Source organism: Clostridium sp. AM58-1XD, from assembly GCF_003464085.1.
GTDB lineage: Bacteria > Bacillota > Clostridia > Lachnospirales > Lachnospiraceae > Lachnoclostridium_A.
Genome location: NZ_QSDR01000007.1, coordinates 14,825 through 36,184 on the forward strand (window position 1 = coordinate 14,825; position 21,360 = coordinate 36,184).

Here is a 21,360-nt window from a genome sequence, read left to right on the forward strand (position 1 = left end):
AACTAAATGATTAACAGGGAGAAAAGTTATGAATATTAAACGTGCAAAACAGGAAGTTAAAAATACAATTGAAGCATATCTTCTGAAGGATGAATTCGGGTCTTACGCAATTCCGTCCATCCGACAGAGACCAGTTCTTCTGATCGGACCGCCAGGAGTGGGAAAGACTCAGATTATGGAGCAGATTGCCAGAGAATGCCAGGTGGGCCTCATATCCTATACGATTACTCACCATACGAGGCAGAGCGCTGTGGGACTGCCGTTTATTTCCAAAAAGTCCTACGGTGGAAAGGAATATTCCGTCACAGAGTATACGATGAGTGAAATCGTAGCTTCTATTTACAATAAAATTGAAAATACAGGGTTGAAAGAGGGTATTCTTTTCATTGACGAGATCAACTGTGTTTCTGAGACACTGGCGCCGACTATGCTTCAGTTTTTACAGTGCAAAACATTTGGAAACCACAAGATACCGGAAGGATGGATTATCGCGGCAGCAGGCAACCCTCCCGAATTCAATAAATCGGTGCGTGAATTCGATGTGGTAACACTGGATAGAATCAAACTGATTCAGGTTGAGGCGGACTTTAACGTATGGAAGGAATATGCGTACCAGGAATCCATTCACCCTGCAATTATTTCTTATCTGGATGTAAAAAACCAGAATTTCTGCCAGATTGAGACGACAGTAGACGGAAAGCTTTTTGCTACGCCGCGTGGATGGGAAGACCTGTCCCGATTAATTGAGGTTTATGAGAAAATAGGAAAAACCGTGGATCGTGATGTGATTTTCCAGTACATCCAGCATCCGGCAATTTCCAAGGATTTTGCGAACTATCTGGAACTTTACTACAAGTATGAAAACGAATATCAGGTGAGCGAAATCTTGAAGGGAATCATCAAGGAAGACGTGTGTGAAAAGCTGGCCCGCGCGCCCTTTGATGAAAAACTCAGCGTGATCGGTCTCGTGCTCTCAAAGCTTGGCAGCATGTTCAAGGATGCTCTGGAGCAGGAGGCGTTTGTCTCCATGCTGATGACACAGCTGAAGATATTTAGGGAAGGGCTGGAAAGTGTAGATGAAAAGGCCGCTGCCGCACTGGGAAGCCGATCTGCTGGAAAAACACTCCATGCAACGTCACGCCTTGGCGACGTCCTCACGGCGCTGACAGTTGAAAGAAGAAGGAAAAAAGAAGCTGAGCTGCTTGGAAGAAAGGAAGATTATCGCTATCGAAGGGTAATTAAGAAGCTGGAAGGTTATCTTCAGATACTGAAAGGGGATCACCTGGAGGATATGGACGAGGCGTGGGAGCGCCTGAAAGCCCTTTTTGCAGAAGAGAGCGGCCGTTATAACGACATGATTGACGGTTGCGGTGATGCGCTGGAACATGGATTTGATTTTATGGAGGCTGCATTCGGAGACAGTCAGGAAATGGTTATCTTTATTACGAATTTGAATACGAATTACTACAGCGTACGCTTCCTTCAGGAGTATGAATGCGAACGGTATTATCAGTACAATAAGAAGCTGCTTTTTGAAGACAGGGAAGGCGAGTTGAAAAAACGTATCGATTCCGCGCTTCAGTAAAGAGCAGCTGGGAGACATCGGAGGAATCAGGCTATGATATTTATTGGTGGAATCAGCCAGGGTAGAAAAGTGCTCAATTTTCACGGTGCTGTTGTGATCTGTGACAGCTGCGGCGCTTATGGAAGATATCAGGTGTTTATGACATATATGTATTTCAGTTTTTTCTTCATCCCATTATTTAAATGGGGAAAGAAATACTTCGTGCAGATGTCCTGCTGTGATGCGGTATATGAGCTGAATCCGGAGACAGGCGCTGCGATCGCACGCGGTATGGATGTGGAAATCAGAAAAGAAGATTTGAACCTGGTACGGCAGGGAAGGGGAAATCCATACGATCATTCCCAAGTTTCTGTGGATAACGCCGCCGCAGTCTGCCCTCACTGTGGATATCAGTTTCAGAATGATGAATTTGAATACTGTCCGAAATGCGGAAAGCGGTTATGAAAGATTTTATTTGCAATAGTTTGTTCCGATGCGGTGGCAAGTCGCAAAATATTGCAAATAAAATCCAACTGGAGAGCGGGCGTTGAAATAGGAGGTCTTTATGAGAGTTACGTATATTCATCACAGTTCTTTTTTGGCTGAAACAAAAGGGAGATACCTTTTGTTTGATTATTATGAGGGAAAGATACCGGAATTAAGCCCGGATAAGCCTCTTTTTGTATTTGCAAGTCACCGTCATGGCGATCATTTTTCTCCGGTGATATTTGAACTGGCAGATAAGCATCCACAGACCGTTTTCGTACTTTCCAGCGATATCTGGAAGAAACGGGTACCGGAACACCTGATGGAACGGACGGTATTTCTGAAATCTCACGTGGAAGAGGAGGTATCGCCCGGCGTGATGGTAAAAACCTTAAAATCTACGGATGAAGGTATAGCATTTCTGATCCGGTGTGACGGACTCGCGATTTATCATGCGGGAGACCTGAATAACTGGCACTGGGAGGGAGAACCGGACAGCTGGAATGAAAAGATGGAACGTATTTACCGCAACGAAATCGGGCGTATTGCAAAAGAAAAGATCGATGTGGCATTTATTCCTCTGGACGGCAGGCAGGAGGATTACTTTTATCTGGGAATTGACGAATTTATGAAATATGCAGATGCAGAGGTGATTTTCCCCATGCACTGCTGGGGTGATTTTTCCGTTATTCAAAGGCTGAAGGAAATGCCGTGTTCAGAGCGGTACCGCAGCAGAATAGCGGATATCAAAGAAGATGGTGACAGCTTCGAAATACAGGGAGGAAAACTGGTATGATTTTAATTAAGAACGGACATGTGGCAGATCCGAAGAGTGGGATGAACTGCAGGATGAATATTATCCTGGATGGAGGAAAAATCAAGGCGGTATGTGAACCTGGAGTGTTGCCGGACGGAACAGAAGAGAGCGCTTTTCACCAGGTAATCGATGCAGAAGGGATGGTCGTGGCGCCGGGACTGATCGATGTTCATGTACATTTCCGTGATCCGGGTCTCACATATAAAGAGGATATCATCACTGGCGCAGAGGCGGCAGCCAGAGGCGGCTATACGACAGTTGTATGTATGGCCAACACCAGGCCGGCCGTTGACAATGTAAAAACCCTGGAATATGTAATTGCCAGAGGAAAAGAGACCGGGATCAATGTTCTTGCGGCAGCAGCGATATCCAAGGGGCTCAAAGGGCAGGAACTGACGGATATGGAAGAACTGAAGGCGCGGGGAGCAGCAGGCTTTACGGACGACGGCATTCCCCTTATGGACGTATCTCTGGTAAAACAGGCTATGGAAGAAGCAGTCAGGCTGGACGTTCCGCTGAGCTTTCACGAAGAAGATCCTGCATTTATTAAGAATAACGGCATCAACCATGGGACGGTATCGGATCAGCTGGGAATTTATGGTTCTCCTTCTCTGGCTGAGGATTCTCTGGTTGCCAGGGACTGCATGATTGCGCTTCATACCGGTGCATCTGTTAATATTCAGCATATCAGTTCGGGAAATTCCGTAAAAATGGTTGCTCTTGCAAAATCTTTAGGAGCTGATGTAACGGCAGAGGTCACTCCCCACCATTTTACTTTGGATGAAGAAGCGGTTCTGAAGTATGGCGCGCTGGCTAAAATGAATCCGCCTCTCAGGACAAAAAAAGACAGGGAAATACTGATAGAAGGATTAAAAGACGGTACTATTGACATAATTGCTACGGACCATGCGCCTCACAGTAAAGAAGAGAAGTCCAAACAGCTGACAGAGGCTCCCAGCGGTATTACAGGATTGGAGACAGCGCTGTCTCTTGGTATAACTGAACTGGTGAAAAAGGGCCATTTGTCCGTCCTCCAGCTGGTTGAGAAGATGAGCCTGAACCCGGCTAAGCTCTATCGCCTTGATAAAGGATATCTGGCAGAGGGAGCAGATGCCGATCTGGTTATTTTTGATCCGGAAGAGTGCTGGACAGCAGGAGATTACAGGTCGAAAGCCGAAAACAGCCCGTTTACCGGATGGGAGCTTTCCGGTAAGGTAAAATACACCATATGCGGCGGTAAAATTGTATATCAAGACTAAGGATGAGCGAGGCAGCTGATTTTACAGGAGAAGGTATGATGGAGAGAAAAAAATATCAGGCAGTGCTGATGGATATAGACGGAACTCTTCTGGACTTTAACAAGGCAGAAGTTCTGGGGGTAAGAGAAGTTATGAAGGCTTACGGTGTCGAGCCTTCAGCGGAAAAAGAAGAAGTATACCATAGAATTAATCAAAGTCTCTGGAAGAGCTTTGAAAGGGGAGAGATTCCGAAACAGCAGATCATGGATACCAGGTTTTCCCTGTTTTTTGGAGAGCTTGGAGTTCAGGCGGATGGAATCCCTGCTGAGAAACTGTATCGGGATCAGCTGGATCAGGGCGCATTTCTTCTTCCTGGCGCCCTGGAAATCTGTCAGTATCTTTCGGAAAAATATCCGCTTTACGTGGTGACAAACGGGGTGTCTGCAACACAGCATAAACGCCTTGGACTGTCGGGATTGAAACCGTATTTTAAGGATATTTTTGTGTCGGAGGATGCAGGCAGCCAGAAACCTCAGAAAGAATTTTTTGAATACTGCTTTTCCAGAATGCCTGGTTATATGCCGGGGGATATGATAATTATCGGCGATTCTCTGACATCGGATATCAAGGGAGGATGTGCCGCAGGGACGGACACATGCTGGTATCATCCGGAAGGCGGAGAGAAGTCTGATTTACCGGAAGGCGTACGTGTGGACTACGAGGTGAAAGATCTGATGGACTTGAAAAATATCCTTTGATTTCGGCACTTTTTGCAGTAAAGCATCTTTCTCTTTACAAAAAAACTTTACTATGCTACTATGGTAACATGCAAAAATGAGGAGGATATTTATTATGAAAAAGAAAGTTTTAGGTGTATTACTGGCAATGACAGTAGCAGCTGCAGTGGCAGGCTGCTCAAAGCCGGCGAAAGAGACAACGGCGGCAGAGACGAAGGCTGAAACAGCTGCAGAAACAGAGAAGGCAGATGAATCAGCGGAGGATAAGGCAAAAGGAGAAAAGGCGGCTGAGGAGACAGAGGCGGCAGAAGGAAATTCTGAAGGCGGAACCTTTACAGTTGGATTCGATGCAGATTTTCCGCCGATGGGATTTAAGGCAGACGACGGTACATATGTAGGCTTTGACCTGGACCTTGCAGCAGAAGTTGCGGACAGGCTTGGCATGACCTTCGTAGCTCAGCCAATCGCATGGGACGCTAAGGACATGGAACTGGAATCCGGCACGATCGACTGTATCTGGAACGGTTTTACCATGACAGGACGTGAAGACAAATATACTTGGACCGAACCTTACATGAAGAATGATCAGGTATTTGTCGTATCTAAGGATTCAGGAATTGCCGGTATCGATGATCTGGCAGGAAAAATTGTTGAAGTGCAGGTAGATTCTTCCGCAGAGGCAGCACTTAAAGAAAAACCGGAACTGACAGAAACATTTGGTACGCTGCAGACTACTCCGAATTATAACCAGGCTTTTATGGATTTGGAGATGGGAACGGTTGAAGCGATCGCAATGGACAGTATTGTTGCCAATTATCAGCTGACTTTAAGAGAGTCGGATGCAGTTGTGCTTGACGACGTACTTTCTTCTGAAACATATGCAGTTGGATTTAAGTTAGGCAATACGGAACTCAGAGACAAGGTTCAGAAGACGCTGGAAGAAATGGCGGCTGACGGAACAATGAAAACAATCTCTGAAAAATGGTTCAGTACGGATATTACAACAATCGGAAAATAAACCGTTTGTTTCATAGGAGAATGCATAATGGAAATTATATCTGAATTCGTATCAAAAACAGCGGCTATGATGCCGCAGCTGATGGCAGGCATGGGAGTGAGCATACAGATTTTCGTCGTAACGCTGCTGTTTTCCCTGCCTTTGGGCTTAGTGATATCCTTTGGAAGGATGTCAAAGAATCCGGTCCTCAGCTTTATTACGAAAGCATATATTTCCATTATGCGCGGAACTCCTTTAATGCTTCAGCTTATGGTCGTGTATTTTGGTCCGTACTATATCTTTCACATCAAAGTGACGAACAGTTATCGCCTATGGGCTACATTTATTGGCTTTGTCATAAACTATGCGGCATATTTTGCAGAGATATACAGGAGCGGAATCCAGTCCATGCCGGTAGGCCAGTACGAAGCGGCAAAACTGCTGGGCTACAGCAGAGGACAGACCTTTTTTAAAATTATTCTGCCTCAGGTTATTAAGCGGATCCTTCCGTCCGTTACGAACGAGGTAATAACACTGGTAAAGGATACATCTCTGGCGTTTACGATTAGCGTGCTGGAAATGTTTACAATTGCCAAACAGCTGGCGAGTTCTCAGGCAAGTATGACTCCTTTCATAGCGGCAGGCCTTTTTTACTATATTTTCAACCTTCTTGTTGCCGTTGCCATGGAGCAGGCGGAGAAGAAGCTTTCTTACTATCAATAGGGGGGATTACTATGTATTTGCTGGAAATGAATCATATTCAGAAGTCCTTTGACAAGCTGGATGTAATCAAGGACATCTCCCTTAGAGTGGAAGAAGGAGAGATCGTATCAATTATCGGACCCTCCGGGTCGGGAAAATCCACGCTGCTGCGCTGCGCCACCATGCTGGAGACGATCGACAGCGGCGAAATTATCTATCTGGGTGAGAAAGCAGCCTGGACAGACGGTACTGCAGGAAGGGACAGGGCTGTTTACGCGAAAAAGGATAAGCTCAAGGAAATACAGAAAAGTTATGGCCTGGTTTTTCAAAGCTTTCACCTGTTCCCTCATTACTCTGTTCTGAAAAATATCATGGATGCTCCGATCCACGTACAGAAAAAAGGCAGGGAGGAAGCCAGAGCGGATGCATTAGAGCTTCTTAGAAAGATGGGACTGGAGGATAAGGCCGACGCATATCCGTGCCAGCTTTCCGGCGGCCAGTGCCAGCGTGTGGCGATTGCCCGGGCGCTCGCCCTGAATCCGAAAATCCTGTTTTTTGACGAGCCGACGTCAGCCCTCGATCCCGAACTGACAGGTGAAGTTCTGAAGGTGATCCGTTCGCTGGCGGACCTTCATATAACAATGGTTATCGTTACACACGAGATGGCATTCGCCAGGGATATTTCCGACAGGGTCATTTTTATGGCCGACGGGGTGATCGTGGAAGAGGGAACCCCTGAAACGGTGTTTGCTTCGAACAATGAAAGAACGCAGGCCTTCCTTGGAAGATACGGGGAAATGCTGAACCACTGATTAAGAATAAGTTGAAAAATTAGACGGTTGTAAAAGAGATATACTCCCTTTCGGGCAGATAAGTAAAATAGTAAGAACTTGTCGCTTAGGAGGGAGCATTTTTATTGAAGACGGTGACATGTGGGCGGAATATACAGGTTATTGTTTTCCACGCGGCGGGCAGTTAAAAAGAAGGTAGAATTACCGGATGCAAACATCTTACCAAAGAAGGGAAAATGGAAATTATTGGATTTTAATTCATTGCTATTGATAGTTGGTGACTTTTCGTATATTCTATTTAAGCAAATCAGTATTTGCAAAGGAGGAATTACGATTGGACTATAAGAAAAAAGCAATTGATTGTGTGAAGGACACGGTTTTACCCATTCAGCGTGCGCAGTTTGAAGAATGTGGATGCGACTTAGATGAGCAGTATAAAAAATACGGCAACACAGAAATGCTCATTGCGAGAATAATTGAGCCGGGACATATCTATGAAATAGGATATCCTGAATGTGTTTGCGATGAGGTTTTATCTGGCGAGGTAACAGAAGTGTCTCATTGTGAATGCTCAAGGAACAGTATTTTATATATTTTAAAGGATTTGCTGCCGGACAAAGACATACAAGTTGAAACAATACATACAGTATTAGGTGGAGCTGAAGACTGCCGGTTTAAGGTGACGATTAATTAATAACAATTTTATTAACAATGGTTTTTTTGAGCTGCTAACGATCGAGCAAGAAGTTAGCGGCTTTTTTCTATTCTAAAAAGAAATTTCCGGGATGGCCCGGCATGAGTTGGCCCCATCGCCGTCACACTGCTCATGAAGTGGAACACCCGCCTGGTTCTTCACTTTGGCGTTTGACAAGGAAGTTGCGGATTGATATACTACAATCAAAATTGTGGTAGGGTTCCTAGGTCAAAAATCCTCGTGCAAGCTGGCTTGCCCCTGATTTCCGGCCTTTTGACCCTGAAATTATCATAACGCCTGGTACAGGCGAACGGGGGAAGCAGGTAAGTTGAAGACGAGTATTTTGGTAGAAATTCAGGAGACGGTAGCGAAGTATGCGGATATTATGTCGAAGGTGGCAGGGGTCAATGTAGAGGTTGTGGATGAGAACCTGTTCCGTGTAGCAGGGACAGGCCCCTTTGAGAATCATGTGAATGAAGATATGTCAGACGAAGCGTACGTGTACCGCCATATTTTAGAGACAGGGCGGCCTCAGGTAATCTATCATCCGGGGGAGGCGGCGCTTTGCCAAAACTGCCCCAGAAAAGGAAAGTGCGGGGAAGAGATAGAAATATCCATGCCGATCCGGCTGGAAAACAGAATTATCGGCATCATCGGACTGGTGGGCAGTACGCCGGAACAAAAGCAGATGATTCTGAACGATGAGAGAATTTATCTGGAACTGATCGGGCAGATTACGGACTTTATTACGTCCAAGGCGGCGGAAGTGCTGGAAAGCCAGAAAAGGGAAGCGCTGATGTCGGCATTGGAATGTACGATTAACCGGATGGAGCAGGGGATTCTGATTCTTGGAGAAAAAAATATGATCACCATGCAAATGCCGCAGCAGAAAAGCAGCTGAAACTGAAAAGGCCGGAAGGGCTGCGGGTGCAGATTGAAGATACAGGAGACAGGATCAACCATCAGACAGAGTATAAGCTTCAGATTGAAGAAAAACATTATCAGGTAATGGGTCAGGTCTATGAATTGGAGCAGGCAATGGACCGTTACTCCCGAATTTTTATTTTCACTGATAATAAAAATCTGCACAATAAAGTTTATGAGATGACAGCTACCCTGAATGTGGCCGAGATGATCGGAAGCAGCAGAAAGACCCAGGAACTGAAGCAGGAGATCGGTAAAGTGGCAAAAAGTACGTCGACTGTTCTGATCACGGGAGAAAGCGGGACCGGAAAAGAGATGGTGGCAACCTCTATATGGAGAGCCAGTGACAGAAGCGATAAGCGCTTTATTGCAATTAACTGCGCAGCAATTCCGGAACCGCTTCTGGAATCGGAATTGTTCGGCTATGTTAAGGGAGCGTTTACCGGTGCGGATCCAAACGGAAGAATCGGAAAATTTGAACTGGCAAATCACGGAATTATTTTTCTGGATGAAATCGGGGATATGCCCCTGTATCTTCAGGCCAAGCTGCTGAGAGTGCTTCAGGAGCGGAAAATTACGAGAATCGGCTCGAATCAGGTGATTCCCATTGATGTCCGGGTAATCGCGGCTACAAATAAAGATCTGAGAGGCATGATTAATGATAACAAATTCAGGGAGGATCTGTATTACCGTCTGAATGTAATTCCGTTAAAAATCGCACCTCTGAGGGAAAGAAAAGAGGATATTGAAGATCTGACCTGTTTTTTTGCAGAGAGGTATGTGGGACTTTTCGGGAAAAGACTGGTCCGCATCGAGGACAGCGCGATGGAGGCTCTGAAAAATCACAGGTGGCTTGGAAATGTCAGGGAACTGGAAAATACAATTGAGTTCATGGTAAATATGATCGGAGAAGATGGAATACTGGATCTGGCGACTTTGCCGAGGGACTTTTTTGAACAGGATGAAGAAGCCGGTTCTTCGGATGTGCAGGAATCGGGAAGGGCAAAGAAGACGGAACCGCCTTCACAGGAGGAAGTCCTTCCCCTGAAGGAGTTGGAGAAGCGGGCGCTGGTATCGGCGCTGCTTCGGTTTGGTGAGGATACAAAAGGGAAAAAGGAAGCGGCCAAAGCGCTTGGAATCGGATTGGCCACTCTTTACAGAAAACTGGAAGAGGTTCAGAAGTCATAGAACAGACAGCAACGGACAGACAGTATCGAATAGATAGGAAAAGGCAGAGCAGACGGCGCTCTGCCTTTTTCTCATTGTGAGAAAAAAGATTCTCAAAATAAGAAAAATTCTCGTATTGAGAATTAATGAAGGAAAGAAAATAATTAAAACAGGTATGAAACATAAGTGAATAAAAGAAAATAATAAATAAAAAAACTATAAAAAATACAGGAAATTCGTTGTTTGTGACAACTCAAAAAGAAAAATTTAAAAAGATAAGTGCACCTGGCACAGTGATTGCTTTTTAATAATGCAGACAACAAAAAAAGAAAGGGGACTAATATGAAAGAGGAATTCAAACTTGTCCAGTTAAAACACGACAGGGAAGATAAATATAATGTTGATTTCCTGGGAATGGAAGAAGCAAAAAAGGTACAGCAGTTTCACGCCAGCTTCCCAATTTATAAAAAAACACCATTAGCTGCTCTTCCTGAGACAGCGAAAGAACTTGGACTTGGGGCCATGTATGTAAAAGATGAATCTTACCGTTTTGGTTTAAACGCATTTAAGGTTTTGGGCGGAAGTTACGCAATCGGCAGCTATCTGGCAAAGAAGCTGGGAATGGAGATCAGCGAACTGCCATATGAGAAAATGATCTCCGACGAGGTAAGAGAAAAGCTGGGCGAGATTACATTCGTTACGGCAACAGACGGAAATCACGGAAGAGGTGTTGCATGGACGGCCAATCAGCTGAAGCAGCATTCCGTTGTATATATGCCAAAGGGAAGTGCAGAAGAGCGGCTTAAAAATATTAAGGCAGAAGGCGCGGACGCTTCGATTACCGATTTGAATTATGACGAGGCAGTAAGGCTGGCAAACAGCCAGGCAGAAAAAAACGGCTGGGTCATGGTACAGGATACGGCCTGGGAGGGATATGAAGATATCCCGACATGGATTATGCAGGGATATGGAACCATGGGATTTGAGGCAAAGGAGCAGCTTCCTGAGAAACCAACCCATATTTTCCTACAGGCAGGCGTCGGATCCATGGCAGGAGCGATTACAGGCTTCTTCGCCAGTGTATACGGCAAAGAAAAACCGATTATTACAATCGTTGAACCAAATAAGGCGGACTGCCTGTTCCGTACGGCAGAAGCGGATGACGGAGAACTCCATTTTGTGACAGGTGATATGAATACGATTATGGCTGGCCTGGCATGCGGAGAGCCGTGCAGCATTGGATGGAACGTTTTGAGAAGCTATGCAGACAACTTTATTTCCTGTCCGGACTATACTGCAGCTAAGGGTATGAGAGTCCTTGGAAATCCGGCAGGAGAAGACGGAAAAGTCGTTTCCGGCGAAAGCGGAGCAGCAGGAGTCGGATGTGTGGCCGAGATCATGACAAATCCGGATCTGGCAGACTTGAGAGAAAAGTTAAAGCTGGATGAGAATGCAAAAGTCCTGTTCTTCAGTACAGAGGGAGATACGGATAAAGAGAACTACAGAGCTGTTGTATGGGATGGAAAGTATCCCAGCGGGAAATAAAGAGAAGTCTTTTAATAAATATTTCAGGAGGCGTGGAAGAGATGTTGAATAAAGAGAGAGAAGAAGCGGTAGTAAGCCTGTGCCAGAAAACAATCAGGGAAAGAAGTTATTCCGGAGAAGAGCAGGGGGTTGTAAAGGTATTAAAGGAAAATATGGAAGCTATGGGGTTCGACGAGGTTACCATCGATCACTACGGAAATATTATCGGATGTATCAAAGGTAAAAAGCCAGGGAAAAAAGTACTTTTTGACGGCCATATCGATACCGTTCCGGTGACGGAAGAAAAAGAATGGCAGTATCCTCCTTTCGCTGCAGAGATCCACGACGGAAAGATTTACGGAAGAGGAACGAGCGACATGAAAGGAGCTGTTTCCGCAATGACCTGCGCGGCAGCGAACTTTGCAAAAGATACAGACAGAGATTTTGCAGGTGAGATTTATGTTGCAGGCGTTGTACACGAGGAGTGCTTTGAAGGCGTGGCAGCGAGGGCGATCAGCAAAGCCGTTCAGCCGGATTATGTTGTTATCGGCGAGGCTTCCCAGCTGAATCTGAAGATCGGTCAGAGGGGCCGTGCAGAAATCGTTCTGGAGACATTTGGAGTTCCGTGCCATTCAGCCAATCCTGAAAAAGGAGTAAATGCTGTTTATAAGATGGCAAAAGTAATTGAGGCGATCCGTACACTTGTTCCGACACATCACCCTGTGCTTGGAGACGGAATTCTGGAGCTGACCGATATCAAGTCTTCTCCATATCCTGGTGCTTCCGTAGTTCCGGAATACTGCCGCGCTACATATGACAGACGTCTTCTGGTAGGCGAAACAAAAGAAAGCGTACTGGAGCCGATTCAGAAGCTGCTTGACAAACTGATGGCAGAAGATCCTCAGCTCAAGGTAAAAGCTTCTTATGCAGTAGGAAAAGAGAGATGCCACACAGGCAATGAGATCGAGGGAGAGCGGTTCTTCCCAGGCTGGCTGTATGACGAGAACTCTGATTTCGTTCAGGCAGTGTTAGGAGAGTTAAAAGACATGGGTTATGCTCCTGAAATCACACAGTACAATTTCTGTACCAACGGCAGTCATTACGCAGGCGAGGCGGGAATCAAGACATTCGGCCTCGGGCCATCCAGAGAGAATCTGGCGCATACGGTGAACGAATATATTGAAATCGACCAGCTGGCTAAAATTACAGACTGTTATTATGGGGTTATGAAAGCTTTATTAAAATAATGGTAGAGGATAAATAGGAGGGGAATTATATGAACAGTACACAGATTACGGCTTTAGTTATTATTCTGCTTTACATGGCGGCGACTGTTGCGTTAGGACTTTTTGTATCCAGCAGAAAGAAATCAAAAGAAGCAAAACAGAGTAACGACGACTTCCTGATGGCCAGCAAATCCCTAGGACCGGTTGTTCTGGCAGGAACGCTGTTCGCGGCCAATACAGGCGGTGCCAGTACGACAGGTATCGCGACTAACGTTTATACATACGGCTTATCCGCAGCATGGTACGTAATTGCAGCCGGTATCGGATTCGTTTTGGTTTCCTTTATCGCTCCTTATTTCAGAAAAGCACAGGCCAATACCGTACCTGAGATTATCAGCAAACGTTACGGCAAGGCTTCTCACATTTTTACGGCATTTACATCGATTGCAGCTCTGTTCATGGCAACAGGGGCGCAGATTATCGCAACGGCTTCCGTAATTAACGTAGTTACGGGATTTGAGTTTAAAATCGCAGCAATCATTACAACGATCGTTGTTATCATCTATACCATGGTCGGCGGTTTCAAATCCGTTACGGCAGCCAACCTGATGCACGTATTCTTCATTACGGTAGGTATGACAATCGCCTTGTTTATCATGCTTGGCAACCCGCAGGTGGGCGGCTTCGCAGGACTTTTCGACAAAGCCAGAACAGTTACAGGACCGCAGGGTGAAGACCTGAACCTTCTCAGCATGACGAAGGTTGGTTTTACAACAATTTTCGGTTACATCGCAATGTACTACATGACATTCCCGACAGGACAGGAAATCGTTCAGACCTACTGTTCCGCAAAAGACGGAAAAGCAGCTATGACAGGTTCCTGTATCGCGGGTGTTGTTTCAGCAGCTTATGCAATCGTTCCGGCATTCATCGGTTTGATCGCTTATGCATGTATTGACGGTTATGTTCTCGGCGGCGCTCAGAAGAACGCTCTTGCAGAAGCAACAATCCGTTTCGCACCGTCTATCGTAGCAGGTCTCGTTCTTGCGGCAATCGTTGCGGCAACCATGAGCAGTGCTTCTGGTAATATGATCGGTACGGCAACTATGTTTACAAATGACGTTTTCGTTCCTTACATCAATAAGGGCGAAAAAGACGATAAAAAAGAAGTTTGGATTTCCAGAGTTACGATGGTAGTCGTAGGCGTTGTAGGTCTTTTCATCGCACTTGTAGCTTCCAACGTTATCAGCGTTATGATGGGCGCCTTCGCACTGAGAAGCGCAGGCCCGTTCGCGGCATTTATCTGTGGTATTTTCTACAAGAACGTTACTCAGAGAGCAGGATTTGCTTCCATCGTTACAGGCACGATCGTAGCGGCAATCTGGATTTACGGCCTTAACACACCTTGGGGACTGAGCGCAATGGTTCCTGGCGGAATTGCAGCATTTATCGTTATCTTTGCAGTTTCTAAAATGGAACGAGCAAAGGGTGTACCGGCAGCTCCGGAGATTCAGTTCGACGAAGAAGTATAATTGGTAAAAAACAGCACGGGAAATTATCACTGCATGGTAAAAGCAGGTCACTATGAGGGGAATTAAGCAAATAACTATCATTATGAGGTGATTGGATATGAAAAAATTAATTAAGAATGGTTTTATTGTAGATGGAAGCGGGAAACCTGGGTTTAAGGCAGATTTATTGATCGAAGATGATAAAATTGTAAAAATCGGTGAAGTGGAAGCAGCAGACGGAGCAGAAGTGATTGACGCAGAGGGCCTTGCAGTGGCCCCTGGCTTCATCGACACACACAGCCACAGTGATCTTCAGATTCTGGTAAATCCTGAAATTATGCCTAAGGTCATGCAGGGAATTACGACAGAAATTCTCGGTCAGGACGGTATTTCCATGGCTCCTCTTCCAAAGCAGTACATCAGCCCATGGAGAAAGAACCTGGCAGGACTTGACGGCGATTCTGATGATATTGACTGGAATTATGAAACGACAGAAAACTATCTGAAAATGATCGACGAAGTAAAACCTGGCCTGAATGAATGCTACCTCGTTCCTCACGGAAATATCCGTATGGAAGCAATGGGACTGGAAAACAGACTACCTAACGACGAAGAATTGGAAAAGATGCGCCAGATTACGAGAAGAGAAATGGAAGCAGGCGCAGTAGGACTTTCTACCGGATTGATCTATATGCCGTGTGCATATTCCGAATCGAAAGAAATTATCGAGATGTGCAAGGTTGTAGCTGAGTACGACGGCAGCTTCGTCATCCATCAGAGAAGCGAGGCGGATACGATCCTGGATTCCATGGAAGAGGTTATTAAAATCGGACGCGAATCAGGCGTAAAGATCCATTATTCTCACTTTAAGGTATGCGGAAAGAAGAACTGGGATAAAATTGATAAAGTAGTAGAGCTTCTGGAAAAAGCGCAGGCAGAAGGCATTAAGGTTTCCTTTGACCAGTATCCATACGTCGCAGGAAGTACTATGCTTGGCGTTATCCTTCCTCCATGGGTTCACGACGGCGGAACGGACAATGTATTGAAGCGACTCGCTGATCCGGAGCTGAGAAAGAGAATGGTTTATGACATTGAACACGGAATTCCAGGTTGGGATAACTTCGTAGAGTTCGCAGGTCTGGACCAGATCTTCGTAACCAGCGTGAAGCATGAAAAGAACGCAGACGCCGTAGGATTAAGCCTGACACAGTTAGGCGCGCTGCGCGGCAAAGATCCCTATGAAGCGACTTTCGATCTGCTTCTGGAAGAAGAAAATGCAGTAGGAATGGTGGACTTCTACGGTACAGAAGAACACGTACAGCTCTTTATGAAACGTCCGGAAATGAATGCTTGTACCGACGGTCTTCTGGGTGGAAAGCCACATCCGAGGGTATTTGGAGCGTTCCCGAGAATCCTGGGCAAATACGTTCGTGAAGACAAGGCACTGACACTGGAAGAAGCCGTTTATAAGATGACAAAGAAACCGGCGACGACATTTAACATGACAGGCAGAGGAGAGCTGGCAGAAGGTAACTATGCAGATATCTGTATCTTCAATCCTGAGACGGTTATCGACAAGGGAACGTTTACCGACCCGATCCAGTATCCGGAAGGAATCGAATACGTGATTATCAACGGTGATGTTACGGTTGAAAAAGGAAAACATACCGGAAGAAGAAACGGCGTAGTATTGAGAAAGAAAGGAAAAGAGGTAGTTAAATAATGGCAAGAGAAGTGATTTCAACAAACAAGGCACCAGGCGCAGTCGGTCCGTACGTACAGGCAATTAAATCAAACGGAATGGTATACTGTTCCGGTCAGCTGGGAATTGATGTATCCATCGGAAAGCTTCCTGAAGGCGTAGAGGCTCAGGCGCACTGCTCCATGAAGAATCTGGGGGCAATTCTGGAAGAGGCTGGAAGCGGCTACAAGAAGATTGTAAAGACGACAATTTTCCTGGCAGACATGAATGATTTCGCAGCTGTGAACAAGATTTATGAATCCTACTTCGGCGGAGACTTCCCTGCACGTTCCTGCTTCCAGGTGGCTAAGCTTCCTCTTGGCGGACTTGTTGAGATTGAGTGCATTGCAGAAGTTTAAAAAGCACAGATAAAGGCAAAAAAATCCTTTCCTGCTTTCAGGCGGCGGCCAGATTGCGGGAAAGGATTTTTTTGCCTTTCTAAATAAAACGATTGGAAATAATTATTTTGATAGCGAATTAATCACCATCGGTTACCAGCCGGGTTACATACCCCCGAGAATCAAAGGTAACGTTATTAAAGTAATGATCATACTGAAATTCCCGGGCCGATACTTGACGATAATCATCTGTAATCGATTCACCTGCAATGGCAGTTTTAAGAACGTATAATTCTCCCTTATGCACAAGGCATTCGGTTCGGTCTTCGCTGTCCTGATACAGAGTAATATCACCGTTCAGTGAAGCAAACGTGCTGGGTTTTGGAAGATAGTACTGGTTTCCACCATCAAGCCACGCAGTATCGCCGGACTGGCAGTAAGTTACAGTAAACATTTCACCAGTAAGCTTATTGGAAGGAAGCTGTAGAGTATCTCCGGGTTTTAATTTCTTTAAGGTGGCGGCAGGTATGGTGACTCCCTCGTAATAATCAGCCTGAACCTTATAATAGGTGCCGCAGTCCTCAATACCTGGGTGAGTGAAAAAACTTAAGACAGAAACTCCATTCTTATAACCGTACCGATCAATGACGCTTTTGTCTGGTGATGATTCATGACTTTGAAGAATATTAATATTAGCTCTTTCATATTCGTTCAGTGAGTTGTCATTAAACGCTGCTGCCTCTATTGTTCCTTGATACCAGGGCTGGCCCGAGAAGTATTCATTTAAGTCCTGGCTGGTAAATTTTCTTCCGTGACGTGCATATATTTCATTTCTGGCAAGGCGTATTTGATCTTCACTTAAACCAGATATATCATATTCTGTTAATATGCGTTTATCGCTGTCAGGAAGGATAAATTGTGCAGATACAAAGGATTCGGATGAATCTGACTTAAAAGGTTCTGTATTAAAAAGCTGGTTGCTGGAATCAGTGCCGTTTCCGCTCTCCACCGACTGGAACGGTGCATAGTAATAAGGCGCATACTGATAAATAACATCAGAGGAATTTACTGTATCAATGTAGCGGTAATATAAGGTGTCATCTATGATATTGAACCAGCTGATATCGTCCATAAGCTGCAGGCAGTCACTGCCGTCCAAGTTAATCTTATAAAGGCGGCCATAGGTTTTTTCTTCTGCATAACTGGTAATAAGGATAAAGTAAATATTTCCCTGGTAGATACTGAACTGCATGGATTCTGTAGAAAATCCAAGCCTGTTATTAGGGACAAACAGGTCTTTTCTGTCCGTATTGTCCAGCTTTATGCTGCTCAGCTTTGCGTGAGGTTCCCCCTGCCGCTCGCCCGTCCAGAAGTAGATCACGCCGTCATAGATGATATATTCTTCACAGGAAAATCCCGGTATGACTATAGTATCAGCCATGGTATTGATATCCACGCAGTGCAGGCCGTCCTTCGCCAAGTAATAAACATTGTTTCCAATTACATTGATACACGGGTTGTCTACCACGTTTGCGGCCGGCGTACGGGCCAGAAATGTGACGGAACCTCCATTTTCAGGAACGAAACCAATATCTACGCTCTTTCCGTTTCCGTCCGTGTAGACGAAGAAACAGCGGCCTCCTGCCATAGTCTCAAAACTGAGCCAGCTCTGCGGGTTGTCGAAAGCCAGGTTAGTCAGATTCGTATTGCCGCTTGCGTCCGTTCTGAGGCGGTAAATATTATTATCCCTCGTTCCGGCAGCGATATCACCTTCCGTGGTCCTGCTGTAATAGATCCACCCGTCTTTAAAATGAAGATCTTTCATATAGACATCGGAAAAAGGATATGCTGTCGTATCGCCCTTTTTGATCCAGTAAGTCCGTTCCTTATCCAGCGCGTTGCGGAAATAGAGATAGGTGCCGTCAGATACTACTCGGGCGTAGCAATGCGAATTGCCGAACAGATTGCCGTCATCCTCGGCTGAATTTGGCGGTATTACATTTGCGGCTTTTGAATCCTCTGCTGCGTCCGTGTCGCTTATTTCAGAAGACGATGGATCGGCAGCGGTACTGACCTGTGCTTCTGCGACCGTCTCAGGAGACTCTGGACTGGATACTGATTTTTTCCCCAGGAGCTTGGGCAGAATCAGCGCTGCAGCCGCTATGACGGCAATCAGGAAGAATACAGCTAGGCCTATGATTAGAAAAACAGGCTTTTTTCTCTGACACTTAGGAGAATTTGACGGTGGAAGCGGCTGCTTATTTTTCGGAGCAGCCGGCTGCGTTTCTGCACCGCAGTAAGGGCAGAACTTTACTTGATCTGGAATTTGCTTCCCGCATTCTTTACAAAACATAATCGTATTCCTTTCATCGTTTCCCTATAATCGTATATAAATTTTTTATTTGAACTCAAGAGGTGAACTGCTCGGCGTACTCAACAATAAAACCGCTAGAGTCAAAAATCGGATATCCAAAAAATGAAATTGTATCACGGTGCTTTCCGTATTCGTAACTGTTGATCCCAAAGTCCTGTTCCTTAGTCACGTATTCCTGAACGGTAATCGGAGGATGAGGGGAATCAAAGCCTTCCGTATTGTAGACTTTACAGTCTTTGCTGAAATAGAGGCTTCCATAGTAAATGGTGTTTGTATAGAGGATACCATCTTCAAAATTAATGTATGCCGTTCCGTCAGGCTGTGGGTGTAGCCAGGAATCTTCATATTCGTCATCTGTGCTGGAAAGGGAGTAATAGTTATATTCTTCATTAAAAGCCAGCACGCGAAACGTATCTGTAGAAACGGTATTATTTGTGTCAACCGTTGTGGCGGTAACCAAATAGCCGGGTACTAATTGGCTGACAAAGCTGGCCGGAAAAATGACCGGAACAGTTATGAAGCTGTTGGTTATTTCATAATAATTTCCGTGGTCTATGATGCCGGACGGATTAGGCGCCCACTGCGGGTCATAGTAATTACTGGCAGAGATATGCCATGCCATGTAATTGTCTCCGGCTCTTTTTACTGCAAACTGTGGATACTGCATGACGGCGTTGTATGCATTCATCAAATCCGACGGCAGTATTTCCCCGATAGGAACGGTTTCTGACGGCTGAACCGTTTCTTCCATAATCGCCTCTCCGGCGGAAACTTCCGGTATTTCCGTACTCGGTTCCGGCAGCGCTGCCGTGTCTTCTTCCTGTATTAACGAATCTGTTTCCCGTATCACTGTGGGAGGCGTTGCTGCTGTTCCTGCAAACTTTGGCAGAATCAGTACGGCGGCCGTGATCAATATAATAAGGAACAAAGCGATCCCGACAATGAGCAGAAGTATTTGAGTGCTGTTATTCCGCCGGGAAGGCGGTTTATTCTCCGCCCCGCAGAAGGGGCAGAAGCTGACGTGATCGGGAATCTGCTTCCCGCAGTTGCTGCAAAACATAATGATCCTCCCATTCTTTCATTAAGTAAAGTATACCATTTTAGGGTAATAGAGTAAATATAAGGAATTATTGAAATTTCTGTGATATTGTGGACAGAAAAAGAGAGAAATGGTACAGTACAAATAGAAAAAAGAAACGAGGTATAAAAAATTATGAAAAAATGGATGATAGCCGTAATTGCAGTTCTGATGATTACTGCCTGCGGACAGAAAAATAAAGAAACGGCTGTAACAGAAACAGAAACTACAGTGGAAACTACGAAGGCAGCAGCAGAAACAGAAACAAAAGAGCCGGAAATGACATCAGTATCTACAGAAGAGAGTGAGTCCGAAAGCGCGGACGCAGATGAAAAGAACGAAAAAAAGATTACGGGGACCGTAATTGATGCAGCAATGAATTCTATTATTATAAAGACGGATGACGGTGAGGAACTGGCATTTTCAAAGGAAGATGCCAAGGTGGAGCTGAAAGACGGACTTCTGATCGGCATTGAGGTAACACTGACTTATACAGGTGAAATAAAAGACGGAAATGCAGCAGATGTTAAGGTAATTAAAATTACAGACGCACAGCAGACAAAATGAAACGGAGGGGAGTAATGGGGCGTAAAGGAAGGACAGGAATTGCCACGGCAGTATGTTTTGTAATGGCCTTGTCGTTTCAGGCAGAGGCAGGGAATTGGATTCCAAAAGACGGAGGACAGTGGGGGTATCAGAAAGACGACAAAACTGTGGCGGCGGGAGAGTGGATACAGGACAAAAGCCAGTGGTACTATTTTCATCCGGACGGCAGAATGGCATCAGGCTGGGAGCAGATCGACGGAGACTGGTATTATTTCCTGGAAGGCGGAGCCATGGCTACCAGATGGATTCAGGTGGATGGAAAATGGTACTATATGAATCTGGACGGAAAAATGGTATCTGATACGGTGATACGCAACCACGTCATCGGCTCGGACGGGGCCTGGATCGAGGTGCCGGAAAGCGAAAAGATTGAGCGGAGCGAGCTGTACCCGGTTACGCCGTCCTATATGTGGGATTCTGTCTGGACCAGCGCGCGCAGCACGGGTACGGATGGAAAGGAATATACGAACAACATTTTAATCAGCGGAAAATCTCTGATAGAGTATGATCTGGATGGAGAACAGAAACGGTTTTCCTGCAGAATTATCCCGCGGAGCGGATTTTCATCGGAGGGCAGCGTTACAATTGCGATATACGGCGATTATGACGAGGTTCTTTATCAGGTGGAAAACATAACCTCTGATTCTGAGGATGAACGAATTGATGTGGATATTACCGGTCAGCATGTGCTGGGGATTAAATGCATACCGGACCGGGATTCAGAATACGATTCTGTCATCATAAACTGGCCGTCCATATACCAATAAGGGGAAAACGGAATAAATTTCTGGAAAAACCTTGCAAATTCGGGGAAAATCTGTACAATAAGAGTGATGAACTGAGGA

At 45.5% G+C, this 21,360-nt stretch carries 20 protein-coding genes; 18 read left to right on the plus strand and 2 right to left on the minus strand.

Annotated features, from left to right (window positions below):
• Window positions 1-28 precede the first annotated feature (28 nt).
• From DXA13_RS05515 to DXA13_RS05590, 16 genes are all read left to right on the plus strand, one after another.
• Window positions 29-1,585 (plus strand): AAA family ATPase, encoded by a 1,557-nt coding sequence (locus DXA13_RS05515; RefSeq protein WP_118242294.1) that lies wholly within the window; start codon window positions 29-31, stop codon window positions 1,583-1,585.
• A gap of 33 nt (window positions 1,586-1,618) precedes the next feature.
• The gene (locus DXA13_RS05520) at window positions 1,619-2,029 is read left to right on the plus strand and encodes a zinc ribbon domain-containing protein (protein WP_118242295.1); all 411 of its coding nucleotides are present in this window, start codon (window positions 1,619-1,621) and stop codon (window positions 2,027-2,029) included.
• Between the two features lie 100 nt (window positions 2,030-2,129).
• Window positions 2,130-2,846, plus strand: a complete 717-nt coding sequence (locus tag DXA13_RS05525; protein WP_118242296.1) for an MBL fold metallo-hydrolase — start codon at window positions 2,130-2,132, stop codon at window positions 2,844-2,846.
• Window positions 2,843-4,126, plus strand: coding sequence for a dihydroorotase (locus tag DXA13_RS05530; RefSeq protein ID WP_118242297.1), 1,284 nt, complete (start codon window positions 2,843-2,845; stop codon window positions 4,124-4,126). The genes DXA13_RS05525 and DXA13_RS05530 overlap by 4 nt, the downstream gene beginning before the upstream one ends.
• A 35-nt stretch (window positions 4,127-4,161) precedes the next feature.
• Window positions 4,162-4,863 (plus strand): YjjG family noncanonical pyrimidine nucleotidase, encoded by a 702-nt coding sequence (locus tag DXA13_RS05535; protein WP_347559718.1) that lies wholly within the window; start codon window positions 4,162-4,164, stop codon window positions 4,861-4,863.
• Window positions 4,864-4,957: 94 nt separating this feature from the next.
• The gene (locus DXA13_RS05540) at window positions 4,958-5,860 is read left to right on the plus strand and encodes an amino acid ABC transporter substrate-binding protein (protein ID WP_118242298.1); all 903 of its coding nucleotides are present in this window, start codon (window positions 4,958-4,960) and stop codon (window positions 5,858-5,860) included.
• Between the two features lie 66 nt (window positions 5,861-5,926).
• The gene (locus DXA13_RS05545; protein ID WP_118242527.1) at window positions 5,927-6,562 is read left to right on the plus strand and encodes an amino acid ABC transporter permease; all 636 of its coding nucleotides are present in this window, start codon (window positions 5,927-5,929) and stop codon (window positions 6,560-6,562) included.
• 11 nt (window positions 6,563-6,573) lie between these two features.
• Window positions 6,574-7,353, plus strand: coding sequence for an amino acid ABC transporter ATP-binding protein (locus tag DXA13_RS05550; protein ID WP_118242299.1), 780 nt, complete (start codon window positions 6,574-6,576; stop codon window positions 7,351-7,353).
• Between the two features lie 313 nt (window positions 7,354-7,666).
• The gene (locus tag DXA13_RS05560; RefSeq protein WP_118242303.1) at window positions 7,667-8,026 is read left to right on the plus strand and encodes a hypothetical protein; all 360 of its coding nucleotides are present in this window, start codon (window positions 7,667-7,669) and stop codon (window positions 8,024-8,026) included.
• Between the two features lie 328 nt (window positions 8,027-8,354).
• A complete protein-coding gene (locus DXA13_RS21555) occupies window positions 8,355-8,927 on the plus strand; it encodes a GAF domain-containing protein (RefSeq protein ID WP_243008992.1) in 573 nt (190 codons plus the stop codon).
• Window positions 8,928-8,953: 26 nt separating this feature from the next.
• Window positions 8,954-10,138 (plus strand): sigma 54-interacting transcriptional regulator, encoded by a 1,185-nt coding sequence (locus tag DXA13_RS05565; RefSeq protein WP_243008993.1) that lies wholly within the window; start codon window positions 8,954-8,956, stop codon window positions 10,136-10,138.
• Between the two features lie 321 nt (window positions 10,139-10,459).
• The gene (dpaL, locus tag DXA13_RS05570; protein ID WP_118242306.1) at window positions 10,460-11,662 is read left to right on the plus strand and encodes a diaminopropionate ammonia-lyase; all 1,203 of its coding nucleotides are present in this window, start codon (window positions 10,460-10,462) and stop codon (window positions 11,660-11,662) included.
• A gap of 41 nt (window positions 11,663-11,703) precedes the next feature.
• Window positions 11,704-12,888 carry a YgeY family selenium metabolism-linked hydrolase gene (locus DXA13_RS05575; RefSeq protein ID WP_118242529.1) on the plus strand — a complete coding sequence of 395 codons (1,185 nt, stop codon included), beginning with the start codon at window positions 11,704-11,706 and terminating at the stop codon, window positions 12,886-12,888.
• Window positions 12,889-12,917: 29 nt separating this feature from the next.
• Window positions 12,918-14,399 (plus strand): sodium:solute symporter family protein, encoded by a 1,482-nt coding sequence (locus DXA13_RS05580; protein ID WP_118242308.1) that lies wholly within the window; start codon window positions 12,918-12,920, stop codon window positions 14,397-14,399.
• 97 nt (window positions 14,400-14,496) lie between these two features.
• Entirely contained in the window at window positions 14,497-16,101 is a 1,605-nt protein-coding gene (locus DXA13_RS05585; RefSeq protein WP_118242310.1) for a D-aminoacylase, read from the plus strand.
• A complete protein-coding gene (locus DXA13_RS05590) occupies window positions 16,101-16,478 on the plus strand; it encodes a RidA family protein (RefSeq protein WP_118242312.1) in 378 nt (125 codons plus the stop codon). The genes DXA13_RS05585 and DXA13_RS05590 overlap by 1 nt, the downstream gene beginning before the upstream one ends.
• 118 nt (window positions 16,479-16,596) lie before the next feature.
• Here DXA13_RS05590 and DXA13_RS05595 read toward each other — a convergent pair whose 3' ends face one another.
• Together DXA13_RS05595 and DXA13_RS05600 are read right to left on the minus strand one after the other, a co-directional pair.
• On the minus strand, window positions 16,597-18,810 hold the full coding sequence (locus DXA13_RS05595) for a YARHG domain-containing protein (protein WP_118242314.1): 2,214 nt from the start codon (window positions 18,808-18,810) through the stop codon (window positions 16,597-16,599).
• 55 nt (window positions 18,811-18,865) lie between these two features.
• Window positions 18,866-19,891 (minus strand): zinc-ribbon domain-containing protein, encoded by a 1,026-nt coding sequence (locus tag DXA13_RS05600; RefSeq protein WP_118242316.1) that lies wholly within the window; start codon window positions 19,889-19,891, stop codon window positions 18,866-18,868.
• Between the two features lie 153 nt (window positions 19,892-20,044).
• On the opposite strand from DXA13_RS05600, the gene DXA13_RS05605 reads away from it, so the two are divergent.
• Together DXA13_RS05605 and DXA13_RS05610 are read left to right on the plus strand one after the other, a co-directional pair.
• Window positions 20,045-20,476 carry a hypothetical protein gene (locus tag DXA13_RS05605; RefSeq protein ID WP_118242318.1) on the plus strand — a complete coding sequence of 144 codons (432 nt, stop codon included), beginning with the start codon at window positions 20,045-20,047 and terminating at the stop codon, window positions 20,474-20,476.
• Between the two features lie 14 nt (window positions 20,477-20,490).
• The gene (locus tag DXA13_RS05610; RefSeq protein ID WP_278287030.1) at window positions 20,491-21,282 is read left to right on the plus strand and encodes an NPCBM/NEW2 domain-containing protein; all 792 of its coding nucleotides are present in this window, start codon (window positions 20,491-20,493) and stop codon (window positions 21,280-21,282) included.
• Window positions 21,283-21,360: the final 78 nt, after the last annotated feature.